Genomic DNA, 21,373 nt, shown 5'->3' on the forward strand with positions numbered 1-21,373 from the left:
AACTGGGCATGGTGTTCCAGAGCTTCAATCTGTGGTCGCACAAGACCATTCTGGAAAACATCATCGAAGCGCCGATCTATGTGCAGGGGCGTCCGCGCGCGGAATGCGTGGCGGAAGCAGAAGCGCTGCTGGCAAAGGTCGGCATTGCCGACAAGCGTGACTTCTATCCGGCGCACCTTTCGGGCGGACAGCAGCAGCGCGCCGCGATTGCGCGCGGGCTGGCGATGAAGCCGAAGGTCATGCTGTTCGACGAGCCGACCTCAGCCCTTGATCCGGAACTGGTCGGTGAAGTGCTGCGCGTCATGCGTGGCCTCGCAGAAGAGGGCCGCACCATGCTGGTCGTGACCCATGAAATGGGCTTTGCCCGTGACGTCTCCAACCGCGTCGTGTTTTTCCATCAGGGCCTGGTGGAAGAAGACGGAAAGCCCGAAGACGTCTTCGCCAACTCAAAGTCGGAACGCTTCCGTAAATTCATCAGCCACGAGAACGCTGCCTGATTATCGAAATTCTGTATTCCGGCGCCAGCCGGACAGAAACACCCGCAATAGGATAACTGTAATGAAGACCATCGGACTTTTCAAAGCCGTGTTCATTTCCGCTCTCGCTCTGACGAGCATTTCGGCCCATGCCGAGGAAAAGAAGTGGACGAAGATCACCATCGCCACGGAAGGCGCATTCCGTCCTTACAACTTTACCAAGCCCGATGGCTCGCTGGACGGCTATGAAGTCGAACTCTACAAGGATCTCTGCGCCCGCATGAAGGTCGAGTGCACACTGGTCGCGCAGCCTTTTGACAGCATCATCCCGGCACTGAATGCCGGCAAATTCGATGCGATCATGGCCGGCCTCACGGCAACGCCGAAGCGCGAAGAAACCATCAGCTTCTCGATTTCCTACGGCCTGACGCCGCAGACCTTCGCAACGCTGAAGGACAGCCCTTACGCCAAGCTGCCGCACACCGGCGAGACCCTTTATCTCGCCAAGGACGAAGCGGCCGCACAGAAGGCAATTGACGAAGTATCTGCCGAAATCAAGGGCCGCACCGTCGGCGTCCAGTCCGCTTCGCTCGGTCTGTCGCTCCTCGACAAGTACTTCAAGGACAATATCGACATCCGTGAATACAAGACCACGGAACAGCATGACCTGGACCTGAAGTCGGGTCGTGTCGATCTCGTCGTGGCTTCGCTCGCTTACCTCACCGACGCTGCCAAGAAGCCGGGTAATGAAGACATCGTCATGACCGGACCGTTCTTCAAGGGCGGCATTCTGGGCCGTGGCGTCGCCGTCGGCCTGCGCAAGGACGATACCGAACTGAAGAAGATGTTTGATGATGCCATTGAAGCCGCGAAGGCTGACGGCACGATCAAGCGTCTGTCGGAAAAGTGGTTCGGCTTCGACGTTACGCCATAACTTCTGAGTTACGCCTTATGTAAAGCGCCGCCTTCGGGCGGCGTTTTCATTTGCGCGCAAACCTTCACATCAAACCGGCGAGCGCCTATAAGTCCGCCAGACGTTTATTGAGAGCCAGAAACTTGCTGTGAGAATGTGATGGTAAAGATCGGTTTCGTGACTGTTTCCGACCGCGCAAGTCGCGGGGAATACGAAGATCAGAGCGGCCCGGCCATGGAAGCATGGCTGAAAAGCGCAGTCGTCACACCTTATGAAACAGTCCGCCGGGTGATTCCGGACGGTATGGAATCGGTCCGCGACACGCTTATCGATCTTTGCGACAACGAAGCCTGTGATCTCATCCTAACGACGGGAGGCACCGGACCGAGCCCGCGTGATGAAACGCCGGAGGCCATGCAGGCCGTCCTCCACAAGGAACTGCCGGGTTTTGGCGAACTGATGCGCCGCGTCAGCCTTGAACAGACCCCGACCGCCATCCTGTCCCGCCAGACGGCAGGCAGTCGCGGCAAGAGCTTCATTCTCAATCTTCCCGGCAAGCCTGCTTCGATTGCGATGACCTTGCAGGCGATTTTTCCGGCGGTGCCTTATTGTCTCGACCTCATCGGGGCGGGGCGTATCGAGACCGATCCGGGCGTCGTTAAGGCGCATCGACCGGGCTGAACCATCGCGGGCAACATTTGCGCGGCTATTAGAATGCGTCATAGTCCTGCTGTCGCGATGAAAATGCGCAACCCAGCTTTGCGCTTTTGCATGATTTCCTGACTTGCTTTTCCCTGAGCCCGGACTGAATAATAGGGAAAAAGAAGGGGAAGTAAGTGAAGCCATTCGACGAGATGCTCAACCATGGCGGGAATGTCCGCCAGCCTTACGAATTTCTCAAGCAATGGCTCGACCAACAGGATCCGCACAAACTTCTGCAGAAGAGCGACGACGCCGAAAGCGTGTTCCGCAAGACGGGCATCACCTTCGCCGTCTATGGCGACCAGGAGGCGGGCGAACGCCTTATTCCGTTCGACATCATTCCGCGCATCATTTCAGGGCAGGAATGGCGGCGTCTGTCGCAGGGCATCGAACAGCGCGTGATGGCGCTGAACGCTTTTCTCGATGACATCTACCATCGTCAGGAGATCGTCAGGGCAGGGCGCATTCCCAAAGAGCTGATTTCCAAAAATGAAGCCTTCCTGCCGGAAATGATCGGCTTCCGCCCGCCGGGCAACGTCTACACCCATATTATCGGCGTCGATATCGTGCGCACAGCCGAAAACCAGTTCTATGTGCTGGAAGACAATGCCCGCACGCCATCCGGCGTTTCGTATATGCTGGAAAATCGCGAAACCATGATGCAGCTCTTTCCGGAGCTGTTCCAGAACGTCAAGGTTCGCCCGGTCGAGAATTATCCGCAATTGCTGCGCCAGTCGCTGGCAAGCGTTGCGCCTCCCGGCACGCAAGATGTTCCGACCGTCGCGGTGCTGACGCCAGGCATCTACAACTCCGCCTATTTTGAACATGCATTCCTTGCCGACCAGATGGGCGTCGAACTGGTCGAGGGAAGCGATCTGCGCGTTGTGGACGGACGTGTGGCGATGCGGACCACGCAAGGGTATCGCGCCATCGACGTGCTCTACCGGCGCGTGGATGATGCGTTTCTGGATCCGCTGACATTCAGGCCGGATTCGACGCTTGGCGTTGCCGGTATCATGGATGTCTACCGGGCCGGGAATATCACGATTGCCAACGCACCGGGGACCGGCATCGCCGACGACAAGGCGATCTATTCCTACATGCCGGAAATCGTGGAGTTCTATACGGGCCGCAAGGCCATTCTCGAAAACGTTCCGACATGGCGCTGCTCCGAACCGGACAGCCTTGCTTATGTGCTCGACAACCTTGCCGAGCTTGTGGTCAAGGAGGTCCATGGCTCTGGCGGCTATGGAATGCTGGTCGGACCCGCTTCGACAAAGGCCGAACGCGATGTTTTCGCCGAGAAATTGAAAGCAAGGCCGCGCAACTATATCGCTCAACCCACACTGGCGCTTTCAACCACGCCCATCTTCACCAAGAGCGGACTTGCACCGCGCCACGTCGATCTGCGCCCCTTCGTTCTGGTTTCGGATCGCATCCGCATAACGCCGGGCGGACTTACGCGTGTGGCGTTGAAGGAGGGATCGCTCGTCGTGAATTCCAGTCAGGGTGGCGGCACCAAGGATACGTGGGTACTCGACGACTGAAACAATTGGATTGACGTGCTGCAACTGACGGCAAGATCAGGGCGCGAAGAGGGGAATGATTTATGCTTCTTGGCCGTACGGCAAACGGACTTTACTGGATGTTCCGCTATATAGAGCGGGCCGAAAACATGGCGCGCCTTGTCGATGCGGGTCTTCGCATGGCACTGACGAAAACTTCAGATGCACCCGAAGAATGGTCATCGGTGGCGGTTTCGGCAGGCGCAAGTCAGGGTTTTTCGGCAAAATACGATGTCTATAACGCCGCCAATGTCGCCGATTTCCTGCTGCGCGATGCGGATAATCCGTCGAGCGTGATGACATGCTTTGAGACCGCGCGCTCCAATGCCCGCATGGTGCGCACGGCACTGACACGGGAAGCGTGGGAGAGCGTCAACGAAGCATGGATGTCGCTGAAAAAGTCGCTCTGCAAGCCGTTGAAGGAAAGCGACCTTCCGCAACTCCTCGACCAGATAAAGCGCGAAACGGCACTTATTCGCGGCTCTTTCCACGGCACGATGCTGCGCAACGAAATCTTCGATTTTGCAAGCCTCGGCACGTTCATCGAACGCGCGGACAACACGGCCCGTATCCTTGATGTGAAATACTATGTTCTGCTGCCTGCGATTTCCTATGTCGGCACCACGCTCGACAATTACCAATGGGAGTCCATTCTCCGCTCGGTGTCCGCGCATCGTTCCTACCGTTGGGTCTATGATGGCGACTATCGTCCGGCACAGGTCGCTGACTATCTTATCTTGAACGGTCGCATGCCGCGTTCGCTTCATTACTGCTATCGCAGCATCGCAGAGCATCTCGACTACCTGTCGAAAGATTATGACAATCGCGCCGCCTGTCACGAGACAGCGGACAAAATCTATGCAAGCCTGCAAAATCAGGACATATCTGCGATCTTCGATATGGGCTTGCATGAATTCCTGACCGAGTTCATCACCCGCAACAACCGGCTCGGCAACGAGATCGCTGAAACCTATAATTTCTATTGAGGTCTTCGCTTGCTGCTCAATATCCGGCACGTTTCGCATTATCGCTACGACCACCCGGTTCCCTATGCGGTGCAGAGGGTGCGGCTGCGTCCGCCAACGGTGCCGGGTCAGGTCGTGAAACACTGGGAACTGAAAATTGAAGGAGGCGAGCCGGAGGTTTCCTATGTCGACGGTTTTGGCAACAAGACCGATCTGGTCCAGCACGCCCGCAATGTCAGCGAGATCGTCATAACGGCAAGCGGCAGCATCGATGTGGAAGACAGGGTCGGTGTGCTCGGGCCCGTATATGGCTTTGCACCGCTCTGGCTTTTCGAGCGTGAGACACCGCTGACGATGCCGGGCGAGCGGATCAAGGCGCTGGCTGGCGACCTCCCGACAGGGCAGGAACGACTTGCCCTGATGCACGATCTGATGAACGCCATACACAAGGCGGTTGCCTATATGCCGGGAACGACGAGCGTTTCCACGGATGCCGAACATGCACTGAACGCCGGCAAGGGCGTTTGTCAGGATCACACCCATATCTTTCTTTCGACGGCCCGGCTTATCGGCGTTCCCGCCCGATATGTATCGGGATATCTGATGATGGAAGGCGTCGAGGAACAGACCGCAAGCCATGCCTGGGCCGAAGCTCATATCGACGGCCTTGGATGGGTGGGGTTCGATGCCGCCAACAATATCTGTCCGAATGACCGTTATGTGCGGATTGCAACCGGGCTGGACTATCGCGACGCTGCGCCGATCTCGGGCGTCCGGCTCGGCGGTGCTGCGGAAAGTCTTGCGGTTCACATCAATGTAGGGCAGTGATCCTTCTGAATAGCCAGTTGCCTGCCGGATATTGCTTATGACCTATTGCGTTGGAATGAAAATCGATCGCGGCCTTGTGTTCATGTCCGATACGCGGACGAATGCCGGGCTCGACAATATCTCCGTTTTCTCGAAGATGCGAAGCTGGTCCAAGCCCGGTGAACGTGTGATCGTTCTGCTTTCAGCAGGCAATCTCGCGACTACCCAGGCGGTGGCAAGTCTTCTGGAAGAACGCATGAAGGCTCCTGCAGACCGGCACCCGTCGGTCTTTGATGCGCCCTCAATGTTCCAGGTCGCACGTCTTGTCGGCGATACGGTCAAGGAAGTCATCCAGAACTCCGCCACCGGCGGCCAGAACGCCGATGCATTTGGCGCCTCGTTCATTCTCGGCGGGCAGATCAAGGGCGGCCAGCCGCGCCTTTTCTATATCTACCCGGAAGGCAATTTCATCGAGAGTTCCGCAGACACGCCTTTCTTCCAGATTGGGGAAAACAAGTACGGTAAACCCATCCTCGTCCGCGCCTATCAGGAGCAGATGAGTTTCGAGGAGGCGGTGAAGCTGCTGCTCGTCTCGTTCGACTCCACCCTGAAAGCCAATCTTTCGGTGGGACTTCCGCTCGACATGCAGATTTACGAAGCCGACAGTTTCGCGCATGGCGCGCGCAAACGGTTCGAGGCTACCGATCCTTATTATCAGACAGTATCGGAAAGCTGGTCGGAAGCGCTGAAATCGGCGCTGGAGCAATTGCCGCCCTTCAGCTTCGAGGACGGGAAATAAGAAGGCCGGGCAAAGCGCCCGGCCTTTTCGCATCGCGTCAGTCCTTCGTTACGGTCTGGACATAGTTGGCGTCGGCAACCATGTTGAAATCGTGCACATTCGGAGCCGTCACAGCTGTTTCGATCTGCTGATAGATGATCGCGAACGGGCTGGTTTCCTGAAACTTCTTCTGGAGGTCGTGATACATCTCCTCACGCTTGGCCGTATCGCGCTCTTCAGCGGCAGCCATGGTTTCCGCCGTCAACTCCGGAATATCCCAATGGGCCTGCCATGCGCTCGTGCGCATTGAGACGTCTTCGCCATTGTTGGGATTGTTGGTGAAGGTGACCGCATTGGTGTGCGGGTCCCAATAGTCCGGCCCCCAGATGCCAAGCGCCATCTGATGCTTGCGTGCGCGAACCTTGGTGGTCGTCAGCCGGCCGTCTCCCTGCAGGATTTCCACTTGAACGCCCGCCTTGCCCATGGTCTGCTGGATGCTTTCCGCGATGCCGACAAATGGCTGCGTGTTGCGCACGTCGAGCGTCACCTTGAAGCCGTCCTTGAGACCTGCATTTGCAAGCAGCTCCTTGGCTTTATCGACATCATAGGAGAACGGCTTGTCACCGACAGCGCCGAACATGCCGAGAGGCAGGAAGGACTGATGTGTGCGGCCGATACCGTTGATGAGTTTCGCTTCGATCGTATCGTAATCGATCAGGTATTTGAGCGCCTGCCGGACTTCGGGCTTTGCAAGTTCCGGCACATTCTGGTTGGCCACCAGATAATAGACGCGGCCCTTTGGTGCATTGAGGACGTGATACTTCTGGTTCTTGCTCAGTTCTTCAATGTCGCCGGGTTCCAGATTGCGCGCAATGTCGATATCGCCCGCCTCAAGGAGCAGGCGCTGTGAAACACCCTCCTTCACATGGCGATAGATGACGCGCTTCATCGCCGGTTTTGCATCGGAATAGTTTTCGTTGCGTTCGAGAAGCAGCACTTCATTGGCACGCCATTGCTTGAGCGCCAAGGGACCGGAACCGGCATAGTTGTTCTTCAGCCATTCGTAACCGAAGTCGGTTTCGTAGGGGTAATCCTTGGTCTTTTCCGCCTTCTGTTCATGCTCCTTCACCAGCTTGCTGTCGACAATCGACGCCACGCTGGAAGTGAGACAGTTCAGGACGAAACTTGGCGCAAATGCCTTGCCCGTAGTGAAAACAAGCGTTTCGTCATCGGTCGCGACGATGTTCTGATCGGCGTTTTCCCGGGTGAGGCCAAACTGGCTCAGAATGAACGCCGGGCTCTTGTCCAGCTTGATGGCGCGCTGCAGCGAATAGGCGGCGTCCTGCGCGGTCAGCGGATTGCCGGAGGCGAATTTCAGCCCCTTGCGGATTTTGAACGTAATCGACTTGCCATCGTCGGAGAAGGTCCAGCTTTCGGCAATCTGCGGGACGATCTTGGTCGGGTCCTTGGTATCGGTCGTGATGAGCCGCTCATAGGTGCTGGTCAGGATTTCGGATGTGGTGATCTCGAAGATCTCAGCCGGGTCGAGTGAAATGACATCATCGATGCTCATCGCTATGACGAGCGTGTCGGCCGGTGTTGCGGCTTCCACCGCTTTTGGCGACGCTGACAGAAGCAGAGTGATCGCGAGCGCAGCCGGCATGGATGCGCGCAGCAGCTTTCGTGCAACGCCGCGCTTGTTGTGGGCTGCCTTGATATGAGCAAATGGCGGTATTACGGTTGTCATGCAAATTCCCCTTCGGACCGCGCAATCTGCACATGTCGTGCAATTGCGGCCCGTTCTGATGAAGCTTCACAAGCTTGTCGCTTGGGCGCGACTCTCTTGAAGCATCTCCATTACATCCAGCTTTTGGAGAGGGGACAACGGCCTGGTGAAATATTTTACCGCCAAAACGAAAAAGCCGGAGGAAACTCCTCCGGCCCGGTCTTTTTCGATACAATGAACGATTAGAAGAAAACCTTGAAACGGTCGCCGTCGTCCATGAAAGCCTTTTCGCCGAAAGGCTGTTCGTTTGAGCCGAACGGCATCTGGGCGCGGAGTTTCCACGAGGCTGGAATGTCCCAAGTCTGGGCAACTTCCTGATCGATCAGCGGGTTGTAGTGCTGGAGGCTGGCGCCGATATTTGCATTGGCGAGCGCGGTCCAAACCGAATGCTGTGCCATGCCGCCGGACTGTTCGGACCAGACCGGGAAGTTGTCGGCATAAAGCGGGAAGTTTTCCTGAAGCCCCTTAACAACGCTCTGGTCTTCATAGAACAGAACCGTACCGGCACCGGCAGCGAAGCTGTCGACCTTGGCTTCCGTCTGCGCGAAAGCGTCGGCCGGAACGATCTGGCGAAGCGTTTCCTTCACGACGCTCCACAGCTTCTCGCTCTCGGCGCCAAACAGGATCACGGCACGCGAGCTCTGCGAGTTGAAGGACGAAGGGGTGTGCTTGACCGCTTCGCGGATCAGCTCGGCCACATCTTCGTTCGACAGCGGAAGGGACTTGCCCAGAGCATACTGCGTACGGCGCTTCTTGATGGAATTCAGCAGGGAATTATTCATGACTGGGTCCTGTGTTTCAGCGGTCTGGCAGGCTGTCCGGCTTGGGATTTCGAGGCAACCTGTTGGGATAGTGTTGGGCTAGATATTGTTATTCGGGCGGTTGAGGCCAGCCCGTGTTTCTGAAACACACTGTCAACGATACGTGGCTGGTTTCTCCTGACTGTTTACTTTCCCGCCATGTGCCTGGAGCGAACACGGGTTCATTGTCCATCAGCCGTACGGCAATTGGCCCGGTTTTGCGGGGTTTACAAGAGCGGTTCTTTATTGGAATCTAACTAAATTAGTGAGATTTATAGGGCGGGTTTTGACGGCGCTCTATTCGGGTCGTTGTCGGGAATTGGGATGAGGTCACGATAGTTTGAAGTCATTTATCATCATCGGCGCCGGGGCAAGCGGCATCATTCTGGCTGCACAGTTGCTCGGGCGTTCACCGGAATCGTCTGTGCGAATTTTCGAACGGTCGGGCAGGTTGGGAGCGGGGATCGCTTACGCGACGGAAAATCCCAGCCATCTGCTTAATGTGCGCGCCAGCAATATGAGCGCGTTTCCCGACCAGCCGGATCACTTCCTCAACTGGTTGCAGGAGAGTGGCGACCGGTGGGAACCGCACGGTTTTGCGCCGCGCAAAGTCTATCGCGCCTATCTGGAGCATCTGATTGAGCCTTATCTCTCTGCCGGCAGCTCACGATTGACGGTCGAAAGGACAGGCGTCGTCGATGTGGCGCTCAAAGCTGGCAGGCCGACGGTTGTCACCGAAACCGGCGAAACCTTCGCCGCGGATGCGGTCATTCTTGCAACGGGCAATGAGGCCGCTATTGCGAAATCGGGCGGCCAGATTGCGGAATACTGGGCAAGCAACGGGTATTTCGATGTGCCGACGGATGCACCTGTGGCGATATTTGGTACAGGCCTCTCGATGATCGACAGCGTGTTGTCGCTGCTCGACAATGGTCATCGTGCGGAAATATATGCCATTTCGCGCCGTGGGCTTCTTCCGGCACGCCATGCCCCTGCGCAGGTTTTTCCCGTCGCAGCCGACGACCTTCCGGTCTCGCTCGGGCTTTCCAAGCTCATGCGACGCGTGCGCACCATGATGGCGGAAGCGGAAAAATCGGGTTCCGGCTGGCGCGGCGTAATGGACGGTCTGCGGCCGCATACACAGCATGTCTGGGCGGGGTTGCCGACCTCACAGCGTCGCAGTTTCCTCCGGCATCTGCGCCCATGGTGGGATGTCCATCGTCACCGCATGGCTCCCGCCGTGGCGGATCGCATCGAATCTGCCATGAAGCACGGGCAACTCAAAATCACGGCCGGTCATCTCGTTTCAGTACGCGACGAAGGGGGAGGGATGGAAATTCGCTATCGCCCGCGCCGCAGTGAGAAGATCGAAAAGCAGCATGTCGCGACCGTCATTGATTGCCGTGGCGGAAATCCGCGTTTCTCGACAACCCGCAATGCGGCTTTGATCGGCCTCATGGAGCATGGGCTGGCACGGCCGGATGCGCTCGATCTCGGATTGGATGTTACCCGCGACCTTCAGCTTCTCAATGCGCGAGGCGAACCATCAGGTCCGTTCTTCGCGATCGGGCCAGTCACGAAAGGCGCATTCTGGGAGGTCACAGCCGTACCGGATATCCGCGTTCAGGCCGAGCGGCTGTCAGCGATCTTGCTTGAAGGATAAGAACCTCTCCAAAAGCCATTCCTGCGGCAATCGTCCCAATAAGATCATGTCATTCGGCTGAAAGATATTCGGGACAATATGTCCAATCGTCGGAAATCGCGGTCCGCAGCAACCGACAAATTATAGATTTTCCGGCAAGATGAACCATAAAATGATTCAAATTCGCGCGATAAGCCATTGAAAGCTATTGCCATAATGTTCCGTGGCCCGTCATAATAACGCCATCGGAACATATGATTCCTCTCTACAACTTGCCGGAGCGATTCTGTTGCTGTTTTCTTGAGCGGTGCCTGCTTCGGATCAACCTTGATTTCGGCTAGGAGGCCTGTGGCGCATGACGATGGACGGCAGAATGCTTTTCCTGCTTGTCCTTCTACCATTTCTCGGCAGCGCCATAACCGGACTATTCAGGGGGGCGGATCGCAGCGGTTCGGCCTGGTTTACGGCAGCGATTGCGCTTGTCGCCTTTATCGTCACCGCCAGCCTTTATCCCATCGTGTCGGACGGCAAGGTGCTTCGCGGCACCGTGGAATGGCTCCCTGCCTATGGTCTCAACGTCACCTTCCGGATGGACGGCTTTGCCTGGCTTTTCGCGATGCTCATCACGGGCATCGGCCTTCTGGTCGTCATTTACGCGCGTTACTACATGTCGCCGGAAGACCCCGTGCCGAGGTTCTTCTCGTTCCTTTTGTCCTTCATGGGATCGATGCTCGGCGTGGTTCTGTCGGGCAATCTGATATTGCTTGCGGTATTCTGGGAACTGACCAGCATCTTCTCGTTTCTGCTGATCGGTTACTGGTATCACAATGCCAGCGCCCGCGATGGTGCGCGAATGGCGCTGACGGTGACCGGCATAGGCGGTTTCTGTCTGCTGGCAGGCGTTCTGATCCTGGGGCATATCGTCGGAAGCTACGATCTCGACAAGGTCCTGGTAGCGGGCAACCTCGTTCGCACGCATCCGCTCTACAGCGTGGCGCTGATCCTGATCCTGCTTGGCGCATTCACCAAAAGCGCGCAGTTTCCGTTCCATTTCTGGCTTCCGAACGCCATGGCAGCGCCGACGCCGGTATCGGCCTATCTGCATTCGGCAACAATGGTGAAGGCTGGCGTTTTCCTGCTTGCCCGCCTCTGGCCGGTTTTAAGCGGAACTGAGGAGTGGTTCTGGATCGTCGGTTCGGCGGGCCTGATCACGCTTCTGATCGCGAGTTTCTTTGCGGTTTTCCAGCAGGACCTCAAGGGGCTGCTCGCCTATTCGACCATCAGCAATCTTGGCCTGATTACAGTCCTGCTTTCGCTTGGCAGTCCGCTGGCAGCAGTCGCCGCGATCTTCCACATGGTTAACCATGCGATCTTCAAGGCATCGCTTTTCATGGCCGCCGGCATCATCGATCACGAAACCGGCACACGTGACATGCGCAGGCTGAGCGGGCTCCTGCGCCCCATGCCCTATACGGCGACGCTTGCCATGGTGGCGAGCGCGGCCATGGCCGGTGTGCCGCTGCTCAACGGGTTCATTTCCAAGGAAATGTTCTTCGCCGAAGCGGTCGAAACCCATATGGCGTCCTGGCTCGACACGATCACGCCTTACGTGGCCACCATCGCGGGCATCTTCACGGTCGCCTATTCGGTGCGCTTCATCTATTCGACGTTCTTCGGACCGCCGCCGCATGATCTGCCGCATGAGCCGCATGAACCGCCGCACTGGATGCGCCGTCCTATCGAGCTTCTGGTTCTGCTTTGCCTGTTGATCGGCATCATTCCGGGACTGTCGATCGGGCCGTTCCTGCATTCGGCCGTGCTGTCGGTGCTGGGTCATGCGACGCCGGAATATAGCCTCTCGGTCTGGCACGGTTTCAACCTGCCGCTGATGATGAGTATCGTGGCCATGATCGGCGGCATTCTTTTGCACTGGATGCTGAAGAACTATCTCGCGACGAGCGAAGACGGCCCTCCGCTTTTCCGGCACTTGCAGGGACAGCGCATTTTCGAGCGTGTTCTTGTAACCCTGTCGTGGAACTGGGCGCGCAAGGCGGAAGCTTTCCTCAGCACGCGCCGTCTGCAGCCGCAACTCCGTATCGTGGTCGCGGTGGCGGTCCTTGCCGCCGCCTGGCCGATTTTCGCCTCCGGCCTGCAATCCGGTTCGCTTGGTCCGCAGCCGGTGGACCCGATCTTCGCCGGACTTTGGATACTTGGCGGGGCCTGTGCCGTCGGGGCGGCCTATCAGGCCAAGTATCACCGGCTGGCAGCGCTTATCCTTCTGGGCGGGGCGGGGCTCATCACCTGCATCACCTTCGTCTGGCTGTCCGCGCCCGATCTTGCGGTAACGCAGTTGCTCGTCGAGATCGTAACCACCGTCCTGCTGCTGCTTGGGCTTCGCTGGCTCCCGAAGCGTTGGGAAGATCCGGATCCGCTTCCGGTGCAGATCGGCCCGCGCATCCGCCGTTATCGCGACCTGTTGCTCGCCATCGGCAGCGGGGCAGGTGTGGCTGTCATCGCCTATGCCGTGATGACGCGCCTGTCTCCCAGCAGCATCGGCGATTATTTCCTCGAAAACGCCTATTCGGGCGGCGGCGGCAAGAATGTCGTCAATGTCATTCTGGTCGATTTCCGCGCTTTTGATACGTTCGGCGAAATCGCCGTCCTTGGTATTGTCGGTCTTACGGTCTTTGCGCTGCTGCGACGTTTTCGTCCAGCGCCTGACACGACCGGATCGACCGCCCAACAGAAAATACAGGACGCCTATGACGAGGCAGCGCCCGACCGCAAGGCAGGTGAAACATTGGCCGATTATCTGGCCGTGCCGTCCGTCATCATGCAATGGCTTTTCCCGGTGATCGTTGTGCTGGCAGTGCATCTGTTCCTGCGTGGTCATGATCTGCCGGGTGGCGGGTTTGCGGCCGGTATCACGCTCGCAATTGCATTCCTGCTGCAATATCTGGCGTCAGGCGCGCGCGTTGTGGAGGACCGCCTGCGCATCCTGCCCCTGCGCTGGATCGGGATGGGCCTGCTGTTGGCCGGTGCAACAGGCGCGGGATCGTGGTTCTTCGGCTATCCGTTCCTCACAACCTTCTTCCAGTATACGGAGATACCGCATATCGGAAAAATGCCGACAGCCAGCGCCCTGCTGTTCGATCTTGGTGTCTTCACCCTCGTGGTCGGCGCTACGGTGCTCGTTTTGATCGCTCTCGCGCACCAATCGCTCCGCAAACACCGTGTCGAGAAACTGGCCGCAACGAAGGAGGAGAACTGATGGAACTCGTTCTTGCTCTGGCAATCGGCGTGTTGATGGCATCCGGCGTGTGGCTGATCCTTCGCCCGCGCACCTTCCAGGTGGCAATTGGCCTGTCGCTGATTTCCTACGCGGTCAATCTCTTCATCTTTTCGATGGGGCGGCTTCGCACCAATGCGGCCCCCGTACTCGATAACGGTGTTGACGTTCAGGCCACGCAATATACCGATCCTGTGCCGCAGGCGCTCGTTCTGACCGCCATCGTCATCGGCTTCGCAATGACCGCACTTTTCCTTGTCGTGCTGCTCGCCTCACGCGGGTTGACACGTACGGACCACGTGGACGGCAAGGAGAATTGATGTTGGACTGGAAAACACATCTCATCGTTGCGCCAATCGTCCTGCCGCTCGTCACGGCGGCCGTCCTGCTGCTGTTCGATGAGCGCAAGCGCAAGCTCAAGATGGCCATCAACTCCATTTCGACCCTGGGGTTGATCGCGATTGCCATCACGCTTGCAGGCATGGCGAGCGAAAGGGCGCCCGACGCTCTGGTCTACCTGATCGGGAACTGGCCCGCGCCATTCGGCATCGTTCTGGTGCTTGATCGCCTCGCGGCCCTCATGCTGGTGCTGACAAGCCTGCTCGGCATGGCATCGCTCAGCTTTGCGCTTGCCCATTGGCACAAGGCCAGTCCGCATTTCCATACGATATTCCAGCTTTTGCTGATGGGACTGAACGGCGCATTCCTGACCGGCGACCTGTTCAACCTTTTCGTGTTCTTCGAAGTCATGCTGGCTGCGTCCTACGGGCTGGCGCTACACGGCTCCGGTCCGGCGCGCGTGAAGGCCGGCATGCATTATATCGCCGTCAACCTCGTCGCCTCGTCGCTGTTCCTGATCGGTGTCAGCCTGATCTACGGTGTGACCGGCACGTTGAACATGGCCGATCTTGCGCAGAAGATTTCACAGGTAGCGCCCGAAGATCGTATGCTGCTTGAAGCAGGCGCCGCGGTGCTGGGCGTAGCGTTCCTCGTCAAGGCAGGCATGTGGCCGCTCAATTTCTGGCTCGCGCCAACCTATACTGCAGCAGCAGCACCGGTTGCGGCCGTCTTCGCCATCATGAGCAAGGTCGGCATCTACGTCCTTCTGCGCCTGTCGCCGCTGATGTTCGGCATCGGTGCCGGTTCATCCTATGGCTTCGGCAATGACTGGCTCTATTTCGGCGGGATGGTAACGCTTGCCTTCGGCCTGATCGGCGTCGTCGCATCGCAAGCGATGGGACGTCTCGCCAGCTACAGCATTCTAGTATCCTCCGGCACCTTGCTGGCCGCCATCGGCAGCGGCAACACCGCCATGACAGGTGCGGCACTTTTCTACATGGTCAGTTCGACACTCACAATTGCCGCATTTTTCCTGCTGATCGAATTGATCGAACGTGGGCAGGACGCAGCCGCCAACGTTCTCGCCGTTACCATGGAAGCCTATGGTGACGATGAGGAGGAAGAAGAAGAGGACGAGATCGGCGCGGTATTGCCTGCGACCCTTGCCGTCCTAGGCACGTTCTTCGGGATTTGCGCGATATTGCTGATCGGTCTTCCGCCGTTTTCGGGCTTCATCGCCAAATTTCTGATCCTGGCGGCGGTGTTCAACGGAGAGGGTGCAACCCCGCAGCTTGCAATGCCGGTCAGCCCGGCAAGCTGGGCACTGGTTGCGCTTGTTCTCCTATCCGGCCTGTCGGCCCTGATCGCGATGACACGTACCGGCATCCGTACCTTCTGGGCTTCGCTCGAAGGTAACGTGCCGCGTGTTCTGGTGCGCGAAGTTGTGCCGATCGCAGGACTTCTGGCAATCTGTCTGGCGCTGACGATCGCAGCCGGTCCGGCGATGCGTTACATGGACGAAACGGCGCGTTCGCTGCACAATCCTGCATCCTATATCAGCAGCGTTCTCAATGCGCCGCGCGCTGGCATGCAAACGGAGGAGGCACAGTGAAGAGAATCCTGCCTTATCCGCTTCTGTTCGCCTCGCTGCTTCTGTTCTGGCTGCTTTTAAATGGCTTCACACGGGCGCAGTTCCTGCTCGGTGCGATCATCGCAATCATTGCATGCCTCATCATGACGGCCTTGCAGCCGCAGAAGAACCATATTCGCTCTGTCCCGACCATGCTCTGGCTGTTCGGAGCCATAAGCTATGACATATTGCAATCGAATATCGCCGTTGCGGGGATCATCCTGTCGCGCAAGCGCAAGCGGCGTCCGGGCTTCGTCGTCATCCAGCTCGATCTGGAAAACCGGACTGCGCTTGCCGTGCTCGCCTGCATAATCACCGCGACGCCAGGCACGGCTTGGGTGGATTATAACGCCGCAAGGCGCGAACTGACGATCCACGTGCTTGATCTGGACGATGCGCAGGCGTGGCGGGATACGATCAAGGGACGGTATGAGCAGCCGCTCATCAAGATATTTACAGCCGCCGACATCATCGAGGGGGAGAAATCCGCATGAGCGCAGTCATCATCTTCTGGTCCCTGCTTTTCGCTCAGCTGATGCTTCTTGGCGCCATGGCCTGCGCAGTCTACAGGCTTCTGGTCGGTCCGCGCGCACAGGATCGCATTCTTGCGACCGATGCGCTTTACCTCAACGCGTTGCTGCTGCTGATTACATTCGGCATACGCACGGGCAGCATCATCTATTTCGAAGCCTCGCTGATTATCGCTCTTCTCGGCTTTGTCGCTACCGTGGCGCTGTCCAAATTCCTCATGCGCGGGGAGGTGATCGAATGATCAATGCAGGCGAAATTCCCGTCTGGGCCGCTGTCATCATTTCATTTTTCCTGCTGGGCGGCGCGTTCCTGACGCTTGTCGGATGCATCGGCCTCGTCCGCTTCAAGAGCTTTTACGAGCGCGTTCATGCGCCCACGCTCGGCTCGTCGTTCGGAGCGGGCGGGATCCTGATCGCGTCGATTATATTTTTCTCCATCTTGCAATCGAAGCCGATTCTGCATGAAGTGGTCATTACCGTCTTTGTGGTTGTCACAACGCCGGTAACGCTCATGCTGCTCAGCCGCGCCGTGATCCATCGCGACAGAACGCAGGACAGCAAGGAGCTGCCTTCATCTTCCGACCCGCTATAGTCGGTTTGATGTTCGAGGGTGCGGAGAGGGCGGAAAGCCAGCGTTTTCCGCCGCACCAAATGGGGAAAACCGCCTGCTCCGACAGGAGACGGCGGCTGTCGCTTCCGGGCTGACCGGAGACCTGTTTTGGAGTTCGCTTCAAGACCGGCTATCCTGCCGACCGGAACTTTATCTGCCATTTGCCGAATCCCCTGCATCATTGCCCACCGACCGCGGAGCGGGATGCAGCGGCCTATCGTCTTTTCGGGCATTTGGAGGAGTGTCCCGGGGCTGCGGCCAATTGTCCATTCGGGCCAGACCCGGGGGCAAGCGGATTGAAGGAACTGACCATTTGAATTATCTGATTTTCAGTAATTTCTGAAAATTCAGAATTTACGGGAGAGAGAATTTTGGAATTGTCGCCAATCGTTCAATCGTTCGTGCTCCACTTCGGAGAAATGGGCAGCCGTTGGGGCATCAACCGCACCGTGGGGCAGATATATGCGCTGCTTTACATATCGCCTGACCCTCTTTGCGCCGACCAGATCGTCGACGCTCTCGGTGTGTCACGTTCGAACGTCTCCATGGGTATCCGCGAGTTGCAAGGCTGGAATCTGGTGTTGCTGAAGCACATTCCCGGTGATCGTCGCGATTTCTTCACGACGCCCGACGATGTGTGGCAGATCCTGCGCACGCTCGCCGAGGAGCGCAAGAAGCGCGAGATCGATCCCACGCTTACCGTTCTGCGCGAGATCCTCATGGAACAGCCGAAGGGCGAAAGCGATCTTTATGCGCAGGATCGCATGAAGGACATGTACGGCCTGATCGAAAGGCTGACCAACTGGTACGACGACGTCAAGCGGCTCGATACGGACCGTTTGACCAGTCTCCTGGCGCTTGGCGCCAAGGTGACCCGCTTCCTTGAGACCACGGACAGGATCGTGGCGCTGGGGCGCGGGCGAACATCGGCCAAAAAGGAGTCTAAGCGAGAGTGACATCCGTTGTCCCCCGAACGGAAACATTGACGGCAGAAGGCGGCGAAGTGACGGGCATCCGGCAAAGTTCGCGCCGCCCGCAACGTCGTCCTGTTCCGTCCTTGCTGAAGCGGGGGGCATATCTTCAGGCATTGGCCGCACTTTTGTGGCTGCCGCAGGCGGGCATTCTCGCTTATGCGATCGGGCGGCTGGCCGATACCGGCTTCGACAATTCCGTCTATTACAGTGCTGCAGGCATCTTCATTCTTGGCTGCCTGCGCAGCATTCTCGAAAGTGCAGGTGCGGCGAAGGCTTTCGATGCCGCCCGGCAAGAGCTTTCCCGACTGCGAACCAATGCCGTTGCGGCGCTTGCTGAGCGCTCGCCCCTCGATGTGATGCGCCCATCATCCGGCGAGGCTGCAAGCATTCTTGCCGAACAAGCGGAAATGGTCGTTCCTTATCTTTCCCGTTTCGTGCCGGTGCGCATTCGCGTCATGCTGGTTCCATTGGCCATAATTGCAGTCGTGCTCTGGTATTCCTGGGCTGCGGCGCTTGTCCTGATGGTTGCAGCCCCGCTGATACCGATATTCATGGCGCTGATCGGCTGGCGCGCAAAAGCGGCCAGTGAAAAGCAGCTTATCGCTCTTGGCGGCATGAACGGTTTTCTGCTCGACCGCCTGCGCGGCCTTGCCACCATCCGCACATTCCATGCCGTGGATGCTACCGCGAACCGGTTGCGCGAGAATGCGGAAACCCTGCGCTCGAAAACCATGTCCGTCCTGCGCATCGCATTTCTGTCATCCGCCGTGCTTGAACTTTTCGCGGCAATTGGCGTCGCCATGGTCGCGGTCTACATTGGCTTTCATTTGCTGGGCCAGCTCAACTTCGGAGCGTGGGGCCATAAGCTGACGTTGGCGGAAGGTCTTTTCGTCCTGCTTCTGTCGCCTGCGTTCTTTGAGCCGCTACGCGATCTTTCCGCCGTCTGGCATGACCGCGCTGCGGGTGAAGCTTCTATCGACGCGCTGGAAAAGCTTTCCGAACATCCGATGACCGTTGTCGGAAAGAGCGAAAGCCCGACAGCAATGAGCGGAACCCCCACAGTGGGCTTGCACAATATCGGCTTCAGTTACGGGACGGGAGCCAAGGTTCTCAACGAATTCAGCCTCAACATCGAGGCTGGAGAACACGTAGCTCTGCTCGCGCCGAGTGGCTACGGAAAATCCACCATTCTGGCGCTTGTTGCCGGGCTGACGGCTCCGCAGGCTGGCCGGATCGAGATCGGCGGCGTGGCGCTGACAGATGAAACCGCAGCAGCACTTCGTGCAAGGATGAGCTGGATCGGACAGAAACCGCACATCTTTGCCGGATCGGCCCGTCAAAATATCACCCTTGGCCGACACACCGACGTGGAAGCCACCAGGGCCATTATCGACGACATGGCGCTTGGTCATGTTCTGGGCGTTACCGGCAACAGCCTGATTGGTGAAAACGGGGCCGGCATTTCCGGGGGCGAGGCCCTGCGGCTGGCGCTTTCCCGTGCGGCTGTCGATCCCGGTGCAGATATTCTCCTGGCTGATGAACCGACCGCTCATCTTGATCAGGAAACGGCAACGCTCATTGCCGACAGTCTTTTGAAGCTTGCCAGAGGCAAGACTCTGATCGTCGCTACCCATGACGAAACCCTTGCCCGCAGGATGGATCGCGTCGTCCGTCTGGATGGCGGCGTGAGCAACGATCCGCTTTGGCAGAGGAGGGCAGCTGAATGAATGGTTTCCAGTCATTGCAGCCGATCCTCAGGCTCTTTTTCCGCACCAAGGGAACAGCTCTCCTTGCAGGTATCGCAACGGCAACCGTAACGGTCCTCGCCGGCATTGCACTTCTTGGCCTGTCGGGGTGGTTTATAACCGCAACGGCAATCGCAGGCATGAGCATCGCCACGGCGGTTGTGTTCGACGTGTTCGCGCCCGCCGCCGGTATTCGCCTGCTTGCGATCCTGCGGACCGGTTCACGCTATCTCGAACGGCTCGTCACCCATGATGCGACGCTCGCGATCCTCGCGGCCCTGCGCGAAAAACTGTTCCGCAGCTGGGCGCGCCCAAGCGCTGCAAATACGCTGCTAAAACGTCCGGCGCGCCTTCTCTTCCGTCTGACCGCGGACATCGATGCGCTCGACTCGCTTTATCTGCGCGTGGTGGTGCCGATTGGCGCTGCGCTTGCCACCGCCCTTGTTGCCGGTATCGCGCTCGGTCTGATGAACCCGATTTTTGGGCTGGTGGTGGCGACCGTCCTACTTGCGGCTGGTCTTTGTATTCCGCTTGCAGCTGCCCGCCGTTCCGAAAAATCCATGCGCCGGCGCGCCAAGGGCACGGAAGCGCTGCGCGCCCGCACGGTCGATCTTGTGGCCGGTCAGACCGAACTTCTGATGGCCGGGCGGCTTGCAGATCAGAAGCTCGCATTGGCCCGCGCCGATGGTTACATCGCCGCATCGGATCGCAGGCTCAACCGCATAGAAATCGTTACCGGCGCCGGTTTCGGCATCGTTCACGCATCCTTGCTTGCAGGCGGTCTCGTCGCTGTTGGATTATTGATGCAGGCAGAGACGATAGGAGCCCCCGTCGCAGCGCTCGGAATGCTCGTCATTCTTGGCGCGATGGAGCCTTTTTCCGCATTGCGGCGCGGCGCGATGGAACTTGGCCGCACAGTCCTCGCTGCGAAGCGCGTCGCGCCTCAACTGACGGATGAGGCCGAACCCGCAGCGCCGCAACGGCCAGCGAATGGCAAGGCGGTTCAGCTGAAAAGCGTTTCCGCTCGCCATGAGGGTGCCGAACGCGATGCCCTCAAAAATATCACGCTCGATATTGCTGCTGGTGAGCGTGTCGCCATCGTCGGCACAAGCGGCGCAGGCAAATCGACGCTGTTCAGTCTGCTCGCAGGAGAAATTCAAGCAACGCAGGGCAGTGTCGCGGTGTTGCCGACACGCCTTCTCACACAGCGGACCGAGCTTTTTCAGGACAGTCTTCGCGATAATCTGCGTCTGGCGCGCGCCGATGCAGGCGATCATGAACTGATGGATGCGCTGGACGCCGCTGGCCTTGGGACATTTATCAGGGAATTGCCAGCCGGGCTGGATGCGATGCTGGGCGAGGGCGGTCTGGGGTTGTCGGGCGGGCAGGCCCGCCGCCTGGCCCTTGCGCGGCTGTTTCTGACCGATGCGCCGCTCTGGCTGCTGGATGAACCGACCGAGGGTCTGGACAATGCGACAGCCGAGGATGTCCTTGAGCGCCTCAAGGCGCGGGCGGGTTCACGTACATTGCTGATCGCCACGCATATCCGTCGCGAGGCGCGAATTTGTGAACGGATCATTGTTTTAAATCAAGGCGCTCTAATTGAGTCCGTAGGTAAGGAGACAGGGCGCTTTGACGAAATCCTCGAAAACATGAGGTGAGCGAACAGCACCGGGACGGTTAAGGCTCGTGTCGGTGGCTTAACCGGAACTTGGACCGGTAGTTGGAATTGAAGCGCGGGAAACGGGTTTTCAGGAACCCGCCCGCTTTCAAAGGGGGCAGCGCTGGAGCGCAGCTCATAACACCAGGAGGGCCGGATCTA

The 21,373-nt window shown here is 58.2% G+C and carries 19 protein-coding genes; 17 read left to right on the plus strand and 2 right to left on the minus strand.

From position 1 onward, the window contains the following. The 7 genes from ACS5UA_RS19820 to ACS5UA_RS19850 all read left to right on the plus strand — a co-directional run. A partial coding sequence (locus ACS5UA_RS19820) for an ATP-binding cassette domain-containing protein (RefSeq protein WP_443101724.1) occupies positions 1-497 on the plus strand: 497 nt, incomplete at its 5' end. Between the two features lie 61 nt (positions 498-558). Continuing rightward, entirely contained in the window at positions 559-1,410 is an 852-nt protein-coding gene (locus ACS5UA_RS19825) for a transporter substrate-binding domain-containing protein (protein ID WP_006468787.1), read from the plus strand. A gap of 138 nt (positions 1,411-1,548) precedes the next feature. Beyond that, positions 1,549-2,070 carry a molybdopterin adenylyltransferase gene (mog, locus tag ACS5UA_RS19830; protein WP_021585598.1) on the plus strand — a complete coding sequence of 174 codons (522 nt, stop codon included), beginning with the start codon at positions 1,549-1,551 and terminating at the stop codon, positions 2,068-2,070. 155 nt (positions 2,071-2,225) lie between these two features. Then, positions 2,226-3,638 (plus strand): circularly permuted type 2 ATP-grasp protein, encoded by a 1,413-nt coding sequence (locus ACS5UA_RS19835; RefSeq protein WP_025090364.1) that lies wholly within the window; start codon positions 2,226-2,228, stop codon positions 3,636-3,638. Positions 3,639-3,700: 62 nt separating this feature from the next. Beyond that, positions 3,701-4,642, plus strand: coding sequence for an alpha-E domain-containing protein (locus tag ACS5UA_RS19840; protein ID WP_006468791.1), 942 nt, complete (start codon positions 3,701-3,703; stop codon positions 4,640-4,642). A 9-nt stretch (positions 4,643-4,651) separates the two neighbouring features. After that, entirely contained in the window at positions 4,652-5,449 is a 798-nt protein-coding gene (locus ACS5UA_RS19845) for a transglutaminase family protein (protein ID WP_021585596.1), read from the plus strand. Between the two features lie 37 nt (positions 5,450-5,486). Then, positions 5,487-6,227 (plus strand): proteasome-type protease, encoded by a 741-nt coding sequence (locus tag ACS5UA_RS19850; RefSeq protein WP_006471297.1) that lies wholly within the window; start codon positions 5,487-5,489, stop codon positions 6,225-6,227. A gap of 37 nt (positions 6,228-6,264) precedes the next feature. Here the strand turns inward: ACS5UA_RS19850 and ACS5UA_RS19855 are convergent, their stop codons facing one another. Together ACS5UA_RS19855 and ACS5UA_RS19860 are read right to left on the minus strand one after the other, a co-directional pair. Next, positions 6,265-7,953, minus strand: coding sequence for an ABC transporter substrate-binding protein (locus ACS5UA_RS19855; protein ID WP_021585595.1), 1,689 nt, complete (start codon positions 7,951-7,953; stop codon positions 6,265-6,267). Between the two features lie 221 nt (positions 7,954-8,174). After that, on the minus strand, positions 8,175-8,774 hold the full coding sequence (locus ACS5UA_RS19860) for a nitroreductase family protein (RefSeq protein WP_021586078.1): 600 nt from the start codon (positions 8,772-8,774) through the stop codon (positions 8,175-8,177). Positions 8,775-9,132: 358 nt separating this feature from the next. Between ACS5UA_RS19860 and ACS5UA_RS19865 the strand changes: the two genes are divergently transcribed. The 10 genes from ACS5UA_RS19865 (at position 9,133) to cydC (ending at position 21,212) form a co-directional block, all read left to right on the plus strand. After that, on the plus strand, positions 9,133-10,455 hold the full coding sequence (locus ACS5UA_RS19865) for an FAD/NAD(P)-binding protein (protein WP_021586077.1): 1,323 nt from the start codon (positions 9,133-9,135) through the stop codon (positions 10,453-10,455). Between the two features lie 334 nt (positions 10,456-10,789). After that, entirely contained in the window at positions 10,790-13,705 is a 2,916-nt protein-coding gene (locus tag ACS5UA_RS19870; protein WP_021586076.1) for a monovalent cation/H+ antiporter subunit A, read from the plus strand. Further along, positions 13,705-14,043, plus strand: coding sequence for a Na+/H+ antiporter subunit C (locus tag ACS5UA_RS19875; RefSeq protein ID WP_006468798.1), 339 nt, complete (start codon positions 13,705-13,707; stop codon positions 14,041-14,043). Before ACS5UA_RS19870 ends, ACS5UA_RS19875 begins: the two co-directional genes overlap by 1 nt. A gap of 2 nt (positions 14,044-14,045) precedes the next feature. Then, on the plus strand, positions 14,046-15,674 hold the full coding sequence (locus tag ACS5UA_RS19880) for a monovalent cation/H+ antiporter subunit D (protein WP_025090358.1): 1,629 nt from the start codon (positions 14,046-14,048) through the stop codon (positions 15,672-15,674). Continuing rightward, positions 15,671-16,186 carry a Na+/H+ antiporter subunit E gene (locus tag ACS5UA_RS19885; protein WP_021586074.1) on the plus strand — a complete coding sequence of 172 codons (516 nt, stop codon included), beginning with the start codon at positions 15,671-15,673 and terminating at the stop codon, positions 16,184-16,186. The genes ACS5UA_RS19880 and ACS5UA_RS19885 overlap by 4 nt, the downstream gene beginning before the upstream one ends. Then, positions 16,183-16,464: a K+/H+ antiporter subunit F gene (locus ACS5UA_RS19890; protein WP_006468801.1), complete on the plus strand. Its 282-nt coding sequence runs from the start codon at positions 16,183-16,185 to the stop codon at positions 16,462-16,464. Before ACS5UA_RS19885 ends, ACS5UA_RS19890 begins: the two co-directional genes overlap by 4 nt. After that, positions 16,461-16,814, plus strand: a complete 354-nt coding sequence (gene mnhG / locus ACS5UA_RS19895) for a monovalent cation/H(+) antiporter subunit G (protein WP_006468802.1) — start codon at positions 16,461-16,463, stop codon at positions 16,812-16,814. The genes ACS5UA_RS19890 and mnhG overlap by 4 nt, the downstream gene beginning before the upstream one ends. Positions 16,815-17,203: 389 nt before the next feature. Then, positions 17,204-17,788, plus strand: a complete 585-nt coding sequence (locus ACS5UA_RS19900) for a GbsR/MarR family transcriptional regulator (RefSeq protein ID WP_443101725.1) — start codon at positions 17,204-17,206, stop codon at positions 17,786-17,788. Beyond that, entirely contained in the window at positions 17,785-19,533 is a 1,749-nt protein-coding gene (cydD, locus tag ACS5UA_RS19905) for a thiol reductant ABC exporter subunit CydD (protein ID WP_031346420.1), read from the plus strand. The genes ACS5UA_RS19900 and cydD overlap by 4 nt, the downstream gene beginning before the upstream one ends. Continuing rightward, positions 19,530-21,212, plus strand: coding sequence for a thiol reductant ABC exporter subunit CydC (gene cydC / locus ACS5UA_RS19910; protein ID WP_021586072.1), 1,683 nt, complete (start codon positions 19,530-19,532; stop codon positions 21,210-21,212). Before cydD ends, cydC begins: the two co-directional genes overlap by 4 nt. Positions 21,213-21,373: the final 161 nt, after the last annotated feature.

The sequence above is a fragment of the Brucella sp. RRSP16 genome (assembly GCF_052246815.1).
In the GTDB taxonomy this organism is placed as follows: domain Bacteria; phylum Pseudomonadota; class Alphaproteobacteria; order Rhizobiales; family Rhizobiaceae; genus Brucella; species Brucella intermedia.